The organism is Paenibacillus sp. Pae15, assembly GCF_024519685.1.
Taxonomy (GTDB): Bacteria; Bacillota; Bacilli; order Paenibacillales; family NBRC-103111; genus Paenibacillus_G; species Paenibacillus_G naphthalenovorans.
The window spans coordinates 41,098-57,665 of sequence record NZ_JALJRM010000007.1 but is presented as its reverse complement, the minus strand read 5'-3'; the positions used below and the strand labels follow the sequence as shown (position 1 = coordinate 57,665).

Annotated in this window: 16 protein-coding genes; 4 read left to right on the top strand and 12 right to left on the bottom strand. The window is 47.3% G+C overall.

The annotated features are described in order from the left end of the window. Positions 1–8 precede the first annotated feature (8 nt). Positions 9–1,211 carry a hydroxyacid-oxoacid transhydrogenase gene (locus NR121_RS07935; protein WP_062410226.1) on the top strand — a complete coding sequence of 401 codons (1,203 nt, stop codon included), beginning with the start codon at positions 9–11 and terminating at the stop codon, positions 1,209–1,211. Positions 1,212–1,291: 80 nt separating this feature from the next. Here the strand turns inward: NR121_RS07935 and NR121_RS07930 are convergent, their stop codons facing one another. Further along, positions 1,292–2,656 (bottom strand): sodium-dependent transporter, encoded by a 1,365-nt coding sequence (locus tag NR121_RS07930; RefSeq protein WP_062410225.1) that lies wholly within the window; start codon positions 2,654–2,656, stop codon positions 1,292–1,294. A gap of 229 nt (positions 2,657–2,885) precedes the next feature. Here NR121_RS07930 and NR121_RS07925 point away from each other — a divergent pair, with 229 nt between their 5' ends. After that, a complete protein-coding gene (locus NR121_RS07925; protein WP_074729520.1) occupies positions 2,886–3,416 on the top strand; it encodes a sigma-70 family RNA polymerase sigma factor in 531 nt (176 codons plus the stop codon). Then, the gene (locus tag NR121_RS07920; RefSeq protein ID WP_174349580.1) at positions 3,403–4,221 is read left to right on the top strand and encodes a DUF4179 domain-containing protein; all 819 of its coding nucleotides are present in this window, start codon (positions 3,403–3,405) and stop codon (positions 4,219–4,221) included. The genes NR121_RS07925 and NR121_RS07920 overlap by 14 nt, the downstream gene beginning before the upstream one ends. 200 nt (positions 4,222–4,421) lie before the next feature. Here NR121_RS07920 and NR121_RS07915 read toward each other — a convergent pair whose 3' ends face one another. The 9 genes from NR121_RS07915 to NR121_RS07875 form a co-directional block, all read right to left on the bottom strand. Beyond that, positions 4,422–4,943 carry a hypothetical protein gene (locus tag NR121_RS07915; RefSeq protein ID WP_054816969.1) on the bottom strand — a complete coding sequence of 174 codons (522 nt, stop codon included), beginning with the start codon at positions 4,941–4,943 and terminating at the stop codon, positions 4,422–4,424. A 3-nt stretch (positions 4,944–4,946) separates the two neighbouring features. Next, the gene (locus NR121_RS07910; RefSeq protein WP_054816968.1) at positions 4,947–6,263 is read right to left on the bottom strand and encodes a hypothetical protein; all 1,317 of its coding nucleotides are present in this window, start codon (positions 6,261–6,263) and stop codon (positions 4,947–4,949) included. A 75-nt stretch (positions 6,264–6,338) separates the two neighbouring features. Further along, on the bottom strand, positions 6,339–8,081 hold the full coding sequence (locus NR121_RS07905) for an S-layer homology domain-containing protein (protein ID WP_256831055.1): 1,743 nt from the start codon (positions 8,079–8,081) through the stop codon (positions 6,339–6,341). A gap of 864 nt (positions 8,082–8,945) precedes the next feature. Continuing rightward, positions 8,946–10,448, bottom strand: a complete 1,503-nt coding sequence (locus NR121_RS07900; protein WP_256831054.1) for a DUF4179 domain-containing protein — start codon at positions 10,446–10,448, stop codon at positions 8,946–8,948. Next, positions 10,445–11,011 (bottom strand): RNA polymerase sigma factor, encoded by a 567-nt coding sequence (locus NR121_RS07895; RefSeq protein WP_062410218.1) that lies wholly within the window; start codon positions 11,009–11,011, stop codon positions 10,445–10,447. Before NR121_RS07895 ends, NR121_RS07900 begins: the two co-directional genes overlap by 4 nt. 23 nt (positions 11,012–11,034) lie before the next feature. Next, positions 11,035–11,949 carry a polysaccharide deacetylase family protein gene (locus NR121_RS07890; protein ID WP_256831053.1) on the bottom strand — a complete coding sequence of 305 codons (915 nt, stop codon included), beginning with the start codon at positions 11,947–11,949 and terminating at the stop codon, positions 11,035–11,037. Between the two features lie 508 nt (positions 11,950–12,457). Beyond that, positions 12,458–12,937 (bottom strand): 23S rRNA (pseudouridine(1915)-N(3))-methyltransferase RlmH, encoded by a 480-nt coding sequence (gene rlmH, locus NR121_RS07885; protein WP_054816963.1) that lies wholly within the window; start codon positions 12,935–12,937, stop codon positions 12,458–12,460. A 97-nt stretch (positions 12,938–13,034) separates the two neighbouring features. After that, positions 13,035–13,202: a CxxH/CxxC protein gene (locus NR121_RS07880; RefSeq protein ID WP_074729547.1), complete on the bottom strand. Its 168-nt coding sequence runs from the start codon at positions 13,200–13,202 to the stop codon at positions 13,035–13,037. A 130-nt stretch (positions 13,203–13,332) separates the two neighbouring features. Further along, positions 13,333–14,550, bottom strand: a complete 1,218-nt coding sequence (locus NR121_RS07875) for a S1C family serine protease (protein ID WP_256831052.1) — start codon at positions 14,548–14,550, stop codon at positions 13,333–13,335. Between the two features lie 211 nt (positions 14,551–14,761). On the opposite strand from NR121_RS07875, the gene NR121_RS07870 reads away from it, so the two are divergent. Continuing rightward, positions 14,762–14,986: a hypothetical protein gene (locus NR121_RS07870; protein ID WP_054816961.1), complete on the top strand. Its 225-nt coding sequence runs from the start codon at positions 14,762–14,764 to the stop codon at positions 14,984–14,986. A gap of 6 nt (positions 14,987–14,992) precedes the next feature. Here NR121_RS07870 and NR121_RS07865 read toward each other — a convergent pair whose 3' ends face one another. Both NR121_RS07865 and yycI read right to left on the bottom strand, forming a co-directional pair. Further along, entirely contained in the window at positions 14,993–15,796 is an 804-nt protein-coding gene (locus NR121_RS07865) for an MBL fold metallo-hydrolase (RefSeq protein ID WP_054817051.1), read from the bottom strand. A gap of 19 nt (positions 15,797–15,815) precedes the next feature. Next, positions 15,816–16,556, bottom strand: a complete 741-nt coding sequence (yycI, locus tag NR121_RS07860) for a two-component system regulatory protein YycI (RefSeq protein ID WP_054816960.1) — start codon at positions 16,554–16,556, stop codon at positions 15,816–15,818. Positions 16,557–16,568 lie beyond the last annotated feature (12 nt).

The following is a 16,568-nucleotide window of genomic DNA, read 5'->3' as shown; positions in this document are numbered from 1 at the left end:
GTATGAACATGAGAAACGTCTGGGAGTATTTCTCAACGGGACAAATCGTATTTGGTAATGGTGCCATCCGTGAATTGGACAGAGTGTTGAAGCGTCTTAAAGCAAACCGCGTTCTGCTGGTTACCGACCCGGGAATCAAGCAAGCGGGCATTGCCGATAAAGTCATTTCTATTTTGCAAGACGCCGGTTATACGATCGTCGTGTATGACAAAGCTGTACCGGAACCTCCGGTAAGCTCGGTATTAGAGTGTTTCGCATTCGCCAAGGATCAATTGAATCCCGATGCCGTTATCGCTCTTGGCGGAGGCAGCAGCATTGATCTGGCGAAAGTGGTGGCCTTATTGATGGCTCACGGCGGACATCCGCTGGATTACGTTGGAGAGAATCTGGTTCCGGGGCCGATTGCTCCTTTAGTTGCCATACCAACGACAGCAGGAACGGGCTCCGAGGTCACATCCGTTGCGGTACTTACCGATACGGACAACAATCTTAAGGTAGGCGTTTCCGACAATTACCTTCGCCCGGCTGTCGCCTTGCTGGATCCCGAATTAACGCTTGGGCTTCCCCCATACGTAACGGCATGTGCCGGAATCGATGCCTTATCGCATGCCATTGAGGCTTATACAGCCAAAAACCATAAGTATATTCAAGCGGAAGGCAGCATCTTGTTCCAAGGCTCCATTCCGATCAGTGATGCGCTGGCCATGGAAGCCATTCGCCTCATTGCCGGCAATTTAACCGTCGCCGTACAGCAGGGCAGCAACGTAGAAGCCAGATCGAATATGCTTCTTGGCAGCCTGCTCGCAGGCTTGGCTTTCTCGAATGCCGGGACAGCTGCAGCCCATGCGCTGGCTTATCCGATCGGCGGTCTGGTCAAATCGCCTCACGGCGAAGTGACGGGGCTCCTTCTGCCATATGTCATGGATTTCAACGGCGATGTTGAACCTGAAAAAATGGCCAATATCGCAAGAGCGTTTCATGTGAATGTGGACGGATTAACGGACCGGGAGATCGCGGAAAAAGCATCCTCTGCGGTATTGGACACCTTGCGCGCAATCGGTCTGCCTACAAAGCTGTCCCAGATCGGTATCCGCGAGGAAGACATTCCGCATATTGCTCAAACCGCTTTAACCATCGCGCGTCTTGTCCGAAACAATCCAAGGGTTCCTACACAAAAAGGATTTGAGGAGCTTCTTCGCAAAGCTTTATAATTAAGCCTGGAATGAAAATAGGCTTTACTTAAATGATTGGGGAACAGTATACCTGTTCCCCTTTTCTTGTTCATATATAGTTATTTTAAGGAAATCAGCCCTACCGAATACAGGAAAATGAGCACAATCAGGATCGGAGACACTACACGCAGCAAGAACATCCATAGCTTATACCAGATGCCCGACAGTCCCGCTTCCTCACCTGCACGTTTCCATGCATACCCGGTAAACAATGTAATGATAAGACCGCCCAGCGGCATTAATATATATGAGGTAGTAAAATCGACCAAATTGAAAATCGTTTTGCCTCCAATTTGGAATGGGGCGAGGATTCCCGCAACGGAAAGGGTTGACGGAATACCCACTAAAAAACAGATGATTGATGTATACACCGAAGCTTTTTTACGGCTCAGCTGCCATTTGCGCATAACGTATGCTACGGGCACTTCTAATATAGAGACCGCAGAGGTTAGTGCAGCAATAGCCAGCAGCAGGAAAAATAAGCCCCCAAAGAAAAATCCAAACGGCATTTGCGAAAAAGCCACAGGCAGTGCCATAAAGACCAATCCTACACCTTCGCCGGGCTGAAGCCCATAGGAGAAAACGGTAGGAAAAATAACCAGGCCAGCAATCAACGCGTAAAACAAATCGCCAAATCCAACAGCTAGCGTAGCGGCACCCAAGGATTGCTCTTTCTTGACATAAGACCCGTAAGTGAGCATACAGCCGAATCCGAGTGATAAGGAGAAGAATGCATGCCCCAGTGCCACTAGCGCCGATTCCGCATTAAGTTTTGTAAAATCGGGCTTTAAGAAAAAGCTTACCCCCTCTTCTGCCCCCGGAAGCGTAAGGGATCGAACCATAAGAATAAGCAAAATCAGCAAAAAGCCTGGAATCAAAATCTTATTAAACTTTTCAATTCCACCGGAAATGCCTTTGGCTATAATCCACCCCGTGAGCAGCATAACTACGGCTTGCCAAAACAACGGCATATATCCGCCGGCAAAGGATTCGAATTTCTCTTTATAGTCGACGCCCGATTGAAACAGCAAGCCCGTGAACGATTCTACTGTATAATGCAATGTCCATCCGACTACAACGGCATAATAAGACATGACCAGAAAAGCCGTTATGACAGGGAACAGTCCGAGGATGCCCCAATATTTTTTGCCTGACAGGTTAAACAAGGAAGTGGATGCATTGCCCCTTCCTCCGCGGCCGATCGTCAACTCTGCAAGCAAAATCGGCAGTCCTGCTACAATGAGACAAATGATAAACAATAGGAAAAATGCGGCTCCACCGTATTGTCCTGTAATATAGGGAAACTTCCACATATTCCCCAAACCTACCGAGCTTCCGATTGCCGCCAAAATAAACCCGGTGGAAGTAAACCGTTCGCTTAGCCCTGCCTTAGGAGAAGACTGGGATGCTGGTATCTTTCTCATGATAGTTCTCCTGTTCTCTAGATGTTTACTAAAATACTAAATTAGCATAAAACGAATTCTCATTTCTGTCTACTAGAGAATAATAATTAACAATAATTGACATCACGAGTGCCCATAGAATTCAATAAAAAATGAAAAAAGTTGATCTAAATTAAACGGATGTGGGAACCTTTCCCCATAGTTACGGACTCAAATAGATGAAAATAACTTTAAGGGGGTGAAAACCTGGATGGAAGAAGACGTAAGGAAAGCTCAGCAAGGTGATCGAGATGCTTTTACGAGATTGATAAAAAATATGGAGGGAAATCTGTATCGCATAGCATCGTCGATATTGAAATCTGATCAGGAAAAATTAGACGCAGCGCAGGAGGCGATCATCAAAGCGTATGTTTCGCTTCCAACATTGAACCATCCTCGCTTCTTTAAAACATGGATGATTCGCATCCTTATTCGGGAATGTATGCGCATCGCCCGATCACGTAAAAAAGTAATCCCCATAGGGGAAATAGTCGAACCTGCAGCCGATCAACGTTTCGAAAACCGTATTGAACTGCAGGAAGCAATCAACAGCTTGGAAGAAGATCATCGGACTGTCATCCTCTTACACTATATGGAAGATTTATCGATTAAGGATATCGCCGAGATTTTGGAACAGAGGGAGGGAACAATAAAATCCAGGCTTAATCGCGCACGAAAAAGATTATCCCAATTCATGAGCGATCACTACAACGAAAGAGGTTTTGTGAATGAACGAATATAATATCGATCAAGCGTTGAGACATATGAGGCAAAAAAGGAAAAACTCCGTCCCCGAGTTTTTCAGTAATGGTATAGAAGAAGTATTAACACGCTTGCCTGAACAAATGAATGAAGCGAAAACAGAGACGAAGAAGAGATTAAAGTGGGGCTGGGTACAAACCACGGCGGCAGCCTCCATTGTTTTCTCCTGCATCATTTATTCCGGATTTGCTTCGCCCGCAATGGCTTCGATCCTAATGAAAATACCAGGTTTACATTTTATATACTCCGCGACCTATGAAGATGTTTCAAAACAGCCTGAAGACCCACATTTGCTTCGAGGTTCGCAGTTTCATTTTGGCAATCATGGTCCGTTTGACGTTATAGATAAAATGGGCCCAAATATCAAGCAATTTACTGCTTACTCCGAAATGGAGCAATATATTGGGATGGAAATACCACGGATTCCTGATCAAGAGGGGAGCATCCGGGTTACAGATTATAATGGAATAGGCTATGAAATCCATGCCTTTAACAGATCGGGGATGCTTTTAGACGTCGTTCCTAATGCGGTTAACCTTCCACAGTTTGAAGGAAGTAGTGTAAATCCTGTTATCAAATCAACGACGGATTTAAACGGACTGGAAGCGGATGTTCTTTCTTATCAATTCAGTACAAAGAATCCGGATGATCGCACCAGCTATATAACTTGGCAGCGAAATGGGTTTACACTTATTTTAGCCGGAACCCAACCCATAAACCAATTGATCGAGGTTGCGCAAAACATAGACAAACAAGCAATGAGGATGAAAGCGGACAAAAAATAAATTTTATTCAAAAACAAAAACTTATATGCAGTACTGTCAATACTTTTGTCAAGAATAATTGTCAGTCATGTTATTGCGACATATATCTTTACTTTCCACTGCTACTTCAATCTCTGCTTTACCATAGATATGTCTAACATGAAACAGGAGCCCCAAAAATGGGCTCCTTGATCATTCTAACACGCAGCATATTAATATTATTAATTCCAGAATAAATATGTCGCCACGATAACCGATACAAGCAACCCTGCCGCAAACATAGCCCACCTTCCGGCCAATTGCTTTTTCTGCGGTCGATGCGTATCCCGGATCATCTGCACTTGATCGTACAGAAACTCAATATGCGATGCAGTCCAAGTATGGACGCTCTTGGCCTTGTCCAACTCATCCAGGATTTCATCCATGACCGCGACATTTTGTGCATGGTAGACGGCCAACGTCAGCACCAGCTTGATTGTTGTCTGTTGGGCTTGTGTCAAATCCCTCATGAGCGATATCATTTCTTTGTTTGTGGAACCGGTAATCGATCCAATGACACGCCCGATCACTCCCTGATTTTCAAGCCGATCCAGCCGGTGCTCAATAGATGAGAGCTGAGAAAGGGATTGTTGAACAATGGACTTTACCTGGTTTTGATCAACCAGCCGCGGGTTTTCTTTAACAACTTCATTAACCTGCTGTTTGCTTGGGAGGCTAACTGCTTTTTCATTCATTTGCGTCACAGGTTATCGTCCTCCTTGCAGACGGTTTCGCATGCTATCCAATCGGGATAGAATGCTGTCTGCCTGTTGACTGTAGTCGATTCGCATCCTATTGTCGTTGTCCCGCTCCAACTTGGTGTAGATGTTGTCGGCCTGCATGCGGTCGGCAATCATATCATCAACGGTGGAGAGAGCCTTTGCCAATGTATATCCGTTCATCTCGGTAAGCTGTGCGACGTAAACCGTACCGTTGTTCAAGAGTTTCACATTAGCATGTACGGCTCTTGTTGTTTCCAACACTCCGCCAAACATACCATCGCCGTATGCTTCATCCAGCAACCGGCGAAGTGTTACACCGACGACGAAACCGACGCCAGCACCGATGATACCGCCCGGAATGAACAACGATAAGCCTGCCAACGCACCTCCGGTTATGGTCCCTTTTAGACCGTCCTTTGCCATTTTCATCTTCATCTCGTCAAATGTGATCTTCCCCGATTTATACTGCAAGTAAGTGACGAGGCCGGATACCGTTACGGAAATAACTGCTCCGATTGCCGCCCCGCTAATCATTTCGCCTGCAACCGAACCCGGTGTCATCCCAACGGCAAGCTGCTCGTTCAGGATTTTATTGCTCAACTCATTGGCTGAGTCCAGATTGTCTTGAAGCGTCCCCATCACCTTTGTCGGATTCGGAATGCCTAGTTCATGGGCACGATCAATCAATTCCTGTGGGCCAACAAGGACAGTGGTCGGTTTGTAATGGTCGTTGTTCAGAAAATCCTTCAACGTCTCGTTGATGCTGTCTGCGGAACGAAGCGTCTTGACTTGGTACTCGTTGATGATCTCCCCGGTCAGGCGGTTGTACTCTATTGCATCAATGCCGGGGTTGTTGCTGACGATTCTGCCAGCCGCGTTACGCGGAAAATCAATTTTCGTAAAAATATTGCGGATGTGCCCTTGCATTTCCCGAACGAAATCGACTTCGCCAGCCGCGTCCCCCTGAATGCGGCTTAGGGCATTGGCAGCAGCGTTATTGCTTCCCTGCAACTGCTCTTCAAGCCACTCTTTCAATCCATCGGTTGTCTTAAATGCATCCACATTCGGAAATTTCTCCTGAAGCGTCTGAGTGATTTTTACTTCACGTACAAATGCATCGGTTCCCTCGAACACATTTGGGATTCCGTAACGGGCTACCTCATATGTAGGGATGGTTGTGGCGATATTAATGAAATTAGCGATCTCTTTCTCGGTGAGATTATGATGCAGATGCCGGACGCCGATAGTACTCGTGATTTCGTGATCCATTCGGCATTTCTTGCAGTAGTAGCTGTTGTTCAAACGGTTTCCTCCATGAATCCAGACTAAAAAAGCAGAGGGAACACGCGGCTCCCTCCTTTGTAATGATGCGGAATTTTACAGGTTGATACGCCGGATCGCATTGCTTTCTTTATCATAGAGGATGACATTGCCGTTATTATCGAAGCTTATCAGATCGATCTTTTTAATGGGCAGGCCATCATTGTAGATAAGGTCATTTCCATCTACAAAGGTAGACATATTTCCATCTGTACTCAATTCGTAGATGGTAGCTCCGCTGGTCAAATAAAATTTGCCCTCGTGAGCCGTGACGCTGTCATATTGGGTATTATCATAATCAACGACTTTATCCACCTTGAGGGGAAATAACTGAACACTATAGAGCTTGCTCCGACCGAAAACAAATACTTTGTTGTCTGTCGCAAATGCCGTGGCAACCGGAGCATAGCCATAATAGTCAGACACATCAATGTCGTTGTATGTTGAACTGCTGGCGAGAAGGTCTGCCTGAGCGGAAAGTTGCCCCTGAAAGATGCTCGATTCATGAGCCCCGGTTATACCATAAATAACAGAGTTGTTATCTGGGAATGCAATGAAGTCATAATAGCGTCCGGACTTTTGCCCATAAGCGGCCATGTTGATGCCGGTTGAAATATCATAGATAACAGCATCGGTTCCATATTTGGATGGCAGGTAAACATTTGATGCCAAATACAGCTTATCGTTTGCATAGTTATAAGCCAGTTTCATTGGCGTCAAATTTGTGTAATCGAAGTGGGTCACCTGACTTCCATTCTTGAGATCCCAGTTGAACTCATGGTTAATCGTCTTGTATGTTTCGACCGCTCCATTGGAACTGTTGAATTTGCGAATCTTCTTCTTTTGACTGTCCAAGAAAAAGACGTTGTTATTCTTATCGACAACCATACTGTCGACAACGTTGATTTTCGCCATGCGTACAGGCCCGTCCACATCCCCTTGACCGTTACCGCCAACTAAAGTATCTACACTGAATTTCACCGCCTGTGATGGTTGTTGCGGGTTGCTTGGTGTTGACGGATTTGTTGTTGGCGATGTTGGGTTCGTTGTTTGACCCGGTTGAGTTACCGGCGGTACAGACGGTGTGGTCGTTTGTTCGCCGCCTATGGTTTTGTTGTCATTTCCAAACTGGAAGGCCCGCCAAAGCATTACCGTAGCTTCAGCCCGGGTAACCGTTGCTTGCGGACGGAACGTTTCATCCGGGAACCCGGAAACCAGCCCATTTTCCACTGCGATGGCTACGTAATCCTTAGCAGACTCGGAGATACCGTCATAGTCCTTAAACATAGCTTGGATCGTGCTATGGTCGGGCAAGCGGCTCATATCATATCCTTTGAGCTTCACAAGGGCAACCGTGATATCCTCCCGTAATGCAGGTGACGCAGGATTGAAGATATACTCCCCGCTCGCAGTACGGTATCCGCTCATGTAGTCCTTGACGGCTTCCACAAAAGGAGATGCCCAATTTGTAACCGGAATATCAGAAAACGATGAATAATTCACCTTTTTCGCTTGAATTCCTGAAGCGGTCAGCATGATCTTGGCGAATTCAGCACGTGTGATGGTGTTGTCTGGACGGAACTTTTTGTCAGGATAGCCATCGATCACTTTTCTGTTGACCATTTCAGCTATGTACTTGTACGCCCAATGCGTCGGTGGAAGGTCAGTAAATGACACGGTCGGCGAATTGGCAGGTGCATTTTGCCACTCCTCTCCGTATTCAGGCAGTGCCGCTGACGCCGCGCCGACTGTACCAAACAGTAATACAAAGGTGATAAGCAGAGTTGTCATTTTCTTCATTGCTTTTGTTTCCCCTTTTCTTTGGAGTGTCCTGACCGTTATAGGTAACATGGAGCAATTTGTTCAGTGTCTTTCTGTTTTGTGATACCCCCTATCAAAAAATGTAGAATCTTGGAAGTTGCTATACGAGGACATTATACAACAAGCTGCCCATCTATGTGTAGTTCAATTGTCACTGTCATAGGATAATCGTCCCAATCACACTCTGCTAAGATGAAGTTGAGGTGATACTTAATGGATTTCAAGCAAACGGTAGGTGAACAAATTCGTAGGGTACGTAAACTCAGAGGAATGACGCGAGAACAGTTGGCTGAACAATCAGGCTTATCTTCAGCTATATAAATGACGTGGAAAGAGGCATTCGTAATATATCTCTGGAATTCCGAGTGAGGCTGGGAATGGAAAAGCGGGCAATGGAAGGCAAGTTCAATGGAGGAAGAGTGCTGGGGTACGACAACATGGATAAGGAACTAGTCACAATGAAAATGAGGCCGTCATTGTTCGCAGGCACCAAGAAGAGTCGGGCGGCAGATCACCAAGATTAATCTTCTTTTTCGACTTTACTATCGATGCATTACACAAGGACTCCGCAACACTGCTTAGCCGTCTAGCGGTCGCCCAACAATTAGATTGTATTGCCCCTCTGGAATCCTTCGTATTGGACAGCCTGAATCAAACAATACTGACAGCCTCAGGGACTTGATGAACTCCCTTAATATTTTACCCTTAGCGATGATACGGTTCACCTTACACGCTATAACGGCTAAATCTTCACAGTTTTGCGATCTAAAACAATAAAACCCCCAGACCATTTAATATGGAACTGGGGGTCGCTTTTAAAATATTCAGTACTCCCGAATATTATTATTTTAATTTTATCAAGTAATCTTGATTGACAGCAACTTTGGCGTTCACACGCTGCAATGAGATCGTATAGCTGTCCAGCATAGGTGCGGGGATATAAAGGTCAAGGTATGGCAAACCTATATCGCTGCTTTCAGCCCTCTCCCATCCTTCTATCTTGAACTCCTCACGCAAGGCATCCAAGTTTCTACCAATTTCCTTATTTTTTGCCATTTCGGCGTAATAATCCGGAATATAGAACCTTACGCCATCTAAAATCTTTTGATCAGGGTATTCCTTTTTAATTTTTAGATGGATGTATCCGTTTTTGAACTCCGCTCCCTCAATAACGATAAGTCTTTTTTTAAATTGCACGGTTTTGGGAAAAGTATCATTCTTTGAGAGTTCGAAGGTGCCGCTCGGATCTTTTTCGGTTACCGAAACCGTACCGATATGCAATTGCAATGCCGCCGTATCTTTTTCGAAAAATATTGACGACGAAAACGGCAACTGTTGTTTGCCATCCTCCAGCATCAGGGCGGGACCGGACGGATCGTACTTATATACATTTCCCTTCTCATCTTTCAGATACGGAGCCATCCCCTCTTCTCTCGGGAAATCCAAAGTCAAGCCATTTTTATCGTAAAGAATCGCATTCATCGTTGTCGGTTGAATGGTCAACTTTTCCAAAATGAGTTCCTTCAGATCGGGGTCGAAGACCGCAATTGGAAGCGATTGATTGGGTTCGTACACTTTATTATGAAGCAGTTTATTTTGATCGACTGGAACAGCAATCATTCCCATTTGCTCGATATCCGCACGTTTAATCTCTCGGTTTAAAATAAGCTTCCTCACTTCAAATTGAAGCTCTTTTTCCTTTGCCAGAAACTCTCGCGCCGCATTTTCCGGTAGCTGAAATTTATAAGAAACTTGAAGGACCGGTCCTTTGCTTTCATCCGTTGTTTCGGCAATCGTGGTGCCCGTAGTTGAACCACCACCTCGTAAATTGATCGGAGCGACTTCAATATGAACGTTGCTTTTGCCATCCCTTACGTCATATTCGTTTGTGCGAATGAATGCCTTAAACAATAGTTCCTCGTCGGTTAAATAGATATCACTTATCGTTACGGTGGTCCCGCCAAATTGCGCGGTTTTCGCCTCAATAGGCGTGTACCCGTTTTCAATAGCTACTTGAACTCCATCTTGACCTCTTAAGTGATTGAGCCAATCAACAGCAATATCAAATCCGGGGACTTCTTTCATATAAGCGGCAAATGCGGGGGACATGGATACACCCACAGAAAATGTACCGGTTAAGATGGCAATAGCCGCCGCAGACTTCGACAAAATCGAAAAAAGATTGAGCTTGTGCCGCCCGTTGGGTCTACTTTTGATCACAGAAGTTTCCCGCTCCCTCTCATAAATATCGGGGACTTCTTTTGCGAAACGATATAGGGAATTCGGAACGGTAACTTTGGATAAGGACTGTTGCAACTCTGATTTGAACTGCAATTCATTTTTCATAGTTGAGCCACCTTTGTATTTAAGTCCGGAAACGATACTAATTTGCTAAGTCGGATTCTCGCACGATGAAGCCGGGTTTTGACAGTTCCCTCATTAACATGCAACACATTCGCAATCTCATCGATTTTCATTTCTTGAAAATAATAAAGGACAATGACCGTTCGCTGCTGTATATCCAAGGACATGACCGCTTCCAAAATCTCACTTGATTGCTCTTTTCGAAGTATTTTTTCTACAGGTGATGAGGAAGTGTCGTTTACGATAACCGATTCAATATCCAAACCATCAAATCGGTTTTCCTTTCTTACAAGATCCAATGCCCTGTTTGCTATAACGCGGCTGAACCAGCCATTAAAATGTCGGATTTCCTTGCCTGCCTTGATCGATTGGTACGCTTCGATCATCGCATTTTGTACGGCTTCCTCCGCCAAATGCGGTGAGCGCAAAATGGCCAAAGCGGTATGATAAGCTTTTGGAATTAATGGTTCCACCAGTTTAGCGAAAGCTTCCTTTTTACCGCTTCGAATTTCTTCAAGTAATCGATGTTCACTTTGGGATTCCATAAAGTACCGCCTTTCATTTCTGTTCAACTATTATATAGGCGTCTATAATCGGTTTTTGGTTCTTCATTTTGGTGCTTTTCAAAAATATTTTTTATATAATGCCATAACGCTTCTGCAGTCATATAGGGCTCACCTGCGTTGATTCTTCGTACGAACCGACTGTCGGGCACGTTCATACCTTCCTCAATTGTAAAAAACAACTCGATTCCCACCCTTCCTCCCTCCTCTACGACTGCCGTATTATAAGCACCGAATGGAAAAGCCAAAAGCTTCGGCTGGAAACCCAGTTCTTGCTGCAGCCTTTTTTCCATGAACTTCATATCTGTGGATATCCTATTACGATACTCACTTTCATCCTCTTGTCTCTTTTTCTGCTCCAAATATAACTGAGAGGTTAGAGCCGGTCCAACTTGACCCTGAAGGTCGGTCTGAACATAACGGTGCAGATTATAAGTGTGGCTGTAAATTCCCATGCCTTTCTCTTTGAGTTCACGCATTTGATCCCAAGTTAAGTGGGGCTCCGCATCCGGATTGAACAAATCCGATGAAACGCCTACCACAAAATTGCTTGCAGTAACGCCAAACTCCTGCAAAACGGGAAAGGCTACGTTGTAAAATGATTCATACCCGTCATCAAAGGTGAGCACAACCGCGTTGGCCGGCACTGGCTTTCCGTCTAGCATGAATCGGACAAACGCATCCATTGTAATGATCCGGAATCCTTTCTCTTTCAACATACGCAAGTGCTCTCTAAATTGGTCGATGGTCACGGTAGAATGATTCTGCTTTCCGGGTTCAAAACTTTCCACGACATCATGGTACAACAACACGATGGCTTTATCACGGTAATAGACAGAATGGATGGATTCTTGAACTACCCCAGCCACCGTTTGAGCCAAGAGAAAAAGCCCCAATAAGGCGAAAACGAACCTGTTCACCGATTCTCCCTCTTTTTGTTTGATACGCGCGTTCATTCTATAGGCGTATCACAAAACAAAAAGGTTACAGGAGACCTACGGATACGATAAAGGCATTTTTTTAAAACGGCGAAGGGACTTATGCTTTCTACAAGCAAAGTCTCCCCTCCAGGTACAATTTTGTCTTCGTTTGGTCATCCCACTCCGGTCAATATCCTACTGCGTATATAGTGGTGTAAATAGTGAAAGCGATTGTTGTACGCGACGCTAGAGATGGTGATGTTTCATAAGGGAACCGCCTACTTCGCTTAGGCCCTACGCCACCCCTCCGAACATCCGAATCATCACGCGGCGGAATTGTTGATTTGCCACGCCAAGGTTCGTCATCTGGAATCCCTGTTCGTGTTATTTAAAAGGCCCGTATTAGCCTCTAAACAAGCTAATCGGGCCTCATCTATCTCATATTCCACCTTACCCGCTCCAGCCTCTTTCCGCGCCTCTACGCTCTTCCATACGAAAAATTTAGCCGTCATTTATGGTAAGGTTCTCTCCGCATCACTTTAAAAGCCCTGTAAATCTGCTCCACCAGCACAAGACGCATCAGCTGGTGGGGCAGCGTCATGCGCCCGAACGAAAGCTTCAGGTCGGCTCGGGCAAGCACATCGGGAGCGAGGCCAAGCGAACCGCCGATCACGAAAGCGACGCTGCTGCGCCCGTATGTAGCCAGGTCCTGCACGTGCCGCGCGAACTCCTCGCTCGAAAGCAGACGGCCCTCGATAGCGAGCGCCACAACATAGGCGTCGCTCCGCAACTGCGCAAGGATCCGCTCGCCTTCACGCTGTTTGACCTGCGCCTCCTCTGCGGCGCTCATGGACTCCGGCGCCTTCTCGTCGGGCACCTCGACGATCTGCAGCTTGGCATAGGGGCCAAGCCGCTTTACATACTCCGCTATACCCTGCTTCAGGTACGATTCCTTGAGCTTGCCCACCGCAATCATTTGAATGTTCAACTCCAATCCATCCTCCTCACGATCCAACAAAACAAAAAAAGAAGACCGCTTAACCTAAGCGAGCCTTCCGACATCTCCGGCATAAGCCTCTTTTCATCTATACAACCAAAAACCGCCCCGGCGCGGAACAGCGCTCGCAATGCGCCGGGGGTGTCCAGTCCGTAAAATGGACTTCCTCCAAATCGACAATATCCGGCGCGTCCTCGAATTCATCAACGAACATATCGATCGCCAGCTCCAAATGATCTTTACAAACCACGTACATCGTCAAACCCCTTTTTCTTTTGCCCACAAACCCGAACAGCCGTGAATGCTTCAGACAATTGATCATCTTATGTTTTTCTAGTTTACCTCAATGTATACCGGTCTAACAAGCGGATAACTCTGCTCATGGCTTACCGATTCTGCAGCTCCTCCAGCTTCAGCTTCAAGGTGTTCTTCTTGGCTCCGCGGTAAAAGGTAACATCGAGCTTATCACCCACCTGCTTATAACCGTATATGTATTTGCGCAGAGCCAATGTTCCGTCCACCGGCTTACCGTCAAGCTCTACGATCACGTCTCCGCTTTTGAGTCCCGCAACCTTGGCCGGTCCAGTGACCTCCAGTACGATGACGCCGCGCTTGACATCCGATGGAATCTTCAAGTCCTCGGTCCCGGCGAACAAATGGAGATCCTGGGTGACGACCCCCATATAAGGGCGTTTAATCTTTTGATCTGTAATCAGCGCCTGAATCACTGTCTTCGCCTGATTAATCGGGATTGCGAACCCGAGACCCTCTACGCCCATATCGGCAACCTTCAGCGTATTAATGCCAACGACCTTGCCGGACAGATTGACCAGCGCGCCGCCGCTGTTGCCTTGATTGATCGCCGCGTCGGTCTGGATGACCTCCATCTCCCAATCGAACTCGCCTTCACGGCCAAGAGCTACCGGGATCGTCCGCTTCGGCCAGCTGATAATGCCCTTCGTAACGGTTGGAGCATAGCCAAGACCTAGCGGATTGCCTACCGCGATGGCGGTCTCCCCTGCCCGCAGCGCGTCGGAATCGCCAAACTCCGCCACCTGCTTAATCCCGCTCCCATCGATCTCCAGTACCGCCAAGTCCGTGATCTGATCGCTGCCGACCAAGACTGCCTCCCTTTTCTCACCGGTAATGGTCACGACATCCAGTTTCGTAAAGCCGTCAACCACATGGTTGTTTGTTACGATGTGTACTTTATCCCCAGCCCGTTCGAACATCACGCCGGAGCCGAGCCCCATGGAACTCCCCCGCTCCTTCTCCCCTTCCCGGCGGGTACCCAGGATGCTCACTACGGTAGGAGATACTCTCTCCGCGGCGCTTACAACCGTATCGCTGATTTCCCGGTCATTCTCTTCTCCGACTGCGACATTCCCCGGGACGGGAGCAAAGGCAGCCAACGCTTGCGGCTGCACCGGATCGTTCGACGAGCCGCCGCCGAAAAGCACAAACAGCACGGCCGTAACTGCCGCTCCGACGATAGCCGGGAGCAGCCAGCCAAGCCACCCTTTGGGCAGACGGCCCGCGGAATAACGCAAGGATTCCTTGTATGACACCTTAGTTGAATAGAAATCGTCGTCAAATAAACTCACCGCAGCCGCCCCCTCAATTCCCATACATAGATGTGATGCAGCGAATCCCAGACCTTTTCAGCCATCATCCCAGCCGCATCTTTTGCTTCAACTATTGTACCTTAAAATCTCGAATTCTGAGAATCTAAAAAAATAGGAATGTTTTCCTTCACACTGGACTAGAATAAGAACATGAGTCTTTCATCCCCGAAAATAAGAGAGGTTAAGCCCTATGACCAGCAGCCGTATGTATTCCCATCTCGAAGAAATCGCATGGATCGGTCAATTAGCCGACCTGAAGGAAGAACATTACCGCAACTCCCTTCTGCTCAGCGCCGTCATTGAACTGCTCATGGAGAAAGGGATACTCTCTGCGGAGGAGATTTCCGCCAAAGCACAGGCTTTGGAAATTCAAGATGCCACAGCGATCCGCCAGATCCAATGTTTTGAAGGATGAAGAGGGTTACTCCTCGCTGAGCCGGTCCCAGGCCGTGGGACGGTCGTGATATGTATCCATCAGCTTAGCCCGGTGATCATCCGGCTCCAGACGCTCTTCTACCATATTATTCACGGTCAGCCTGGCCAAATCCATCATATTGTGGTCCCGGCTCAGATGAGCAAGGTATACCCGCTTCGTCTTCGCCGTCACCACATCCACCAGTCCGCTGCCTGCCGCTTCATTGGATAAATGCCCTACATCGCTTAGAATACGACGTTTAATGTTCCAGGGATAACGGCCCATTCGCAGCATCTCGATATCGTGATTCGCTTCCAGGATCAGCACATCGCTATCTTCAATCTTCTCTTTCACCTTTGAACTCATATAGCCGAGGTCGGTTGCCAGACTTAACTTTTCTTCCCCATGATAAAAGCAGTAGCCCACAGGCTCTGCGGCATCGTGCGAAATGGCGTAAGACTCAATCTGCAGAGAGCCGAATTCGCGAATTTCTCCTGTCTGCATAACGCATTTGTTCGCTTCGGCAATCTCGCCGATCTGTTTGTCGAGCGCTTCCCACGTTTTCTCGTTGGCATAAATCGGCAAATCATACTTGCGCGCGATCGCCCCGAGCCCCTTAATATGATCTGCGTGCTCGTGCGTCACCAGAATGGCATCCAGCTCCTGCGGCGACATTCCCCGCTCCTGCATAAGCTGCTCCACCTTCTTTGCACTTAGCCCCGCATCGATCAACACCTTGCCTTCGTCGGCAGCCACCACCATGGCGTTCCCCGTAGAACCGCTGCCCAGCATACAAAAACGCATTCCCATCCCCATAACTCCCAATCTCTTACTTATTGTTTTGCTGCGGTTCTTCCACCGCACCGTTAAATGCATGAACAAAATAAACATCCCCGTTGGCGAGCGATACCCGCCAGGACGGCACCATATACATCGTTTGCGAATTGTAAACCTGTCCGTGATACCCCAGCCTCACGCCGGTAATGACAGAACCCGACGGCAAATAATTCTCTATCATGCTGCGAAGTGCAATATAGGGTGAAATGACCTTTTGTTCCTTCTGGTCATCTTCGGACTGCACCTCCACATAGCCCTGCCGATAGGCAGTCACCTGCCCGTTTTCCTCGATCAGCTCCAGCTGCACCTCGAACATCGGAAGTGAACGGTACATCTGATGGAATACATAGGTTCCCCCAAGGCTTGTCATTGGATCGAACTGGTACTCTCCGGCATGCGCAATCCCGGTCCGGCCGAGCACATCCTTGAAGGACCCCTTGTTGATCAGAGGGTCGAATTTGAAGTGCGTTTTAAGCGGAATCGGCTCCTCCGGCGTCAGGTTCTCGTCGAATTTGACCACAATTTCCTTTAGCCTCGGCAGTTCTTTCGGGATGTCCGCGGGCACTTGAATATTTTTGCTTTTCACCAGCCGCTGAAGCTCCTCCGCCGTCGCGCTCTGGTTCGCCTCCAGTTCAAGAATGTCGGCACGGCTGGACCAGAGCTGGATGCCCAACACTATATTGAGCAGCAGAAAGGACATAATCAATATCGTTTTGGCCCGGCTCCAATCCATCCGTTGTTCCCC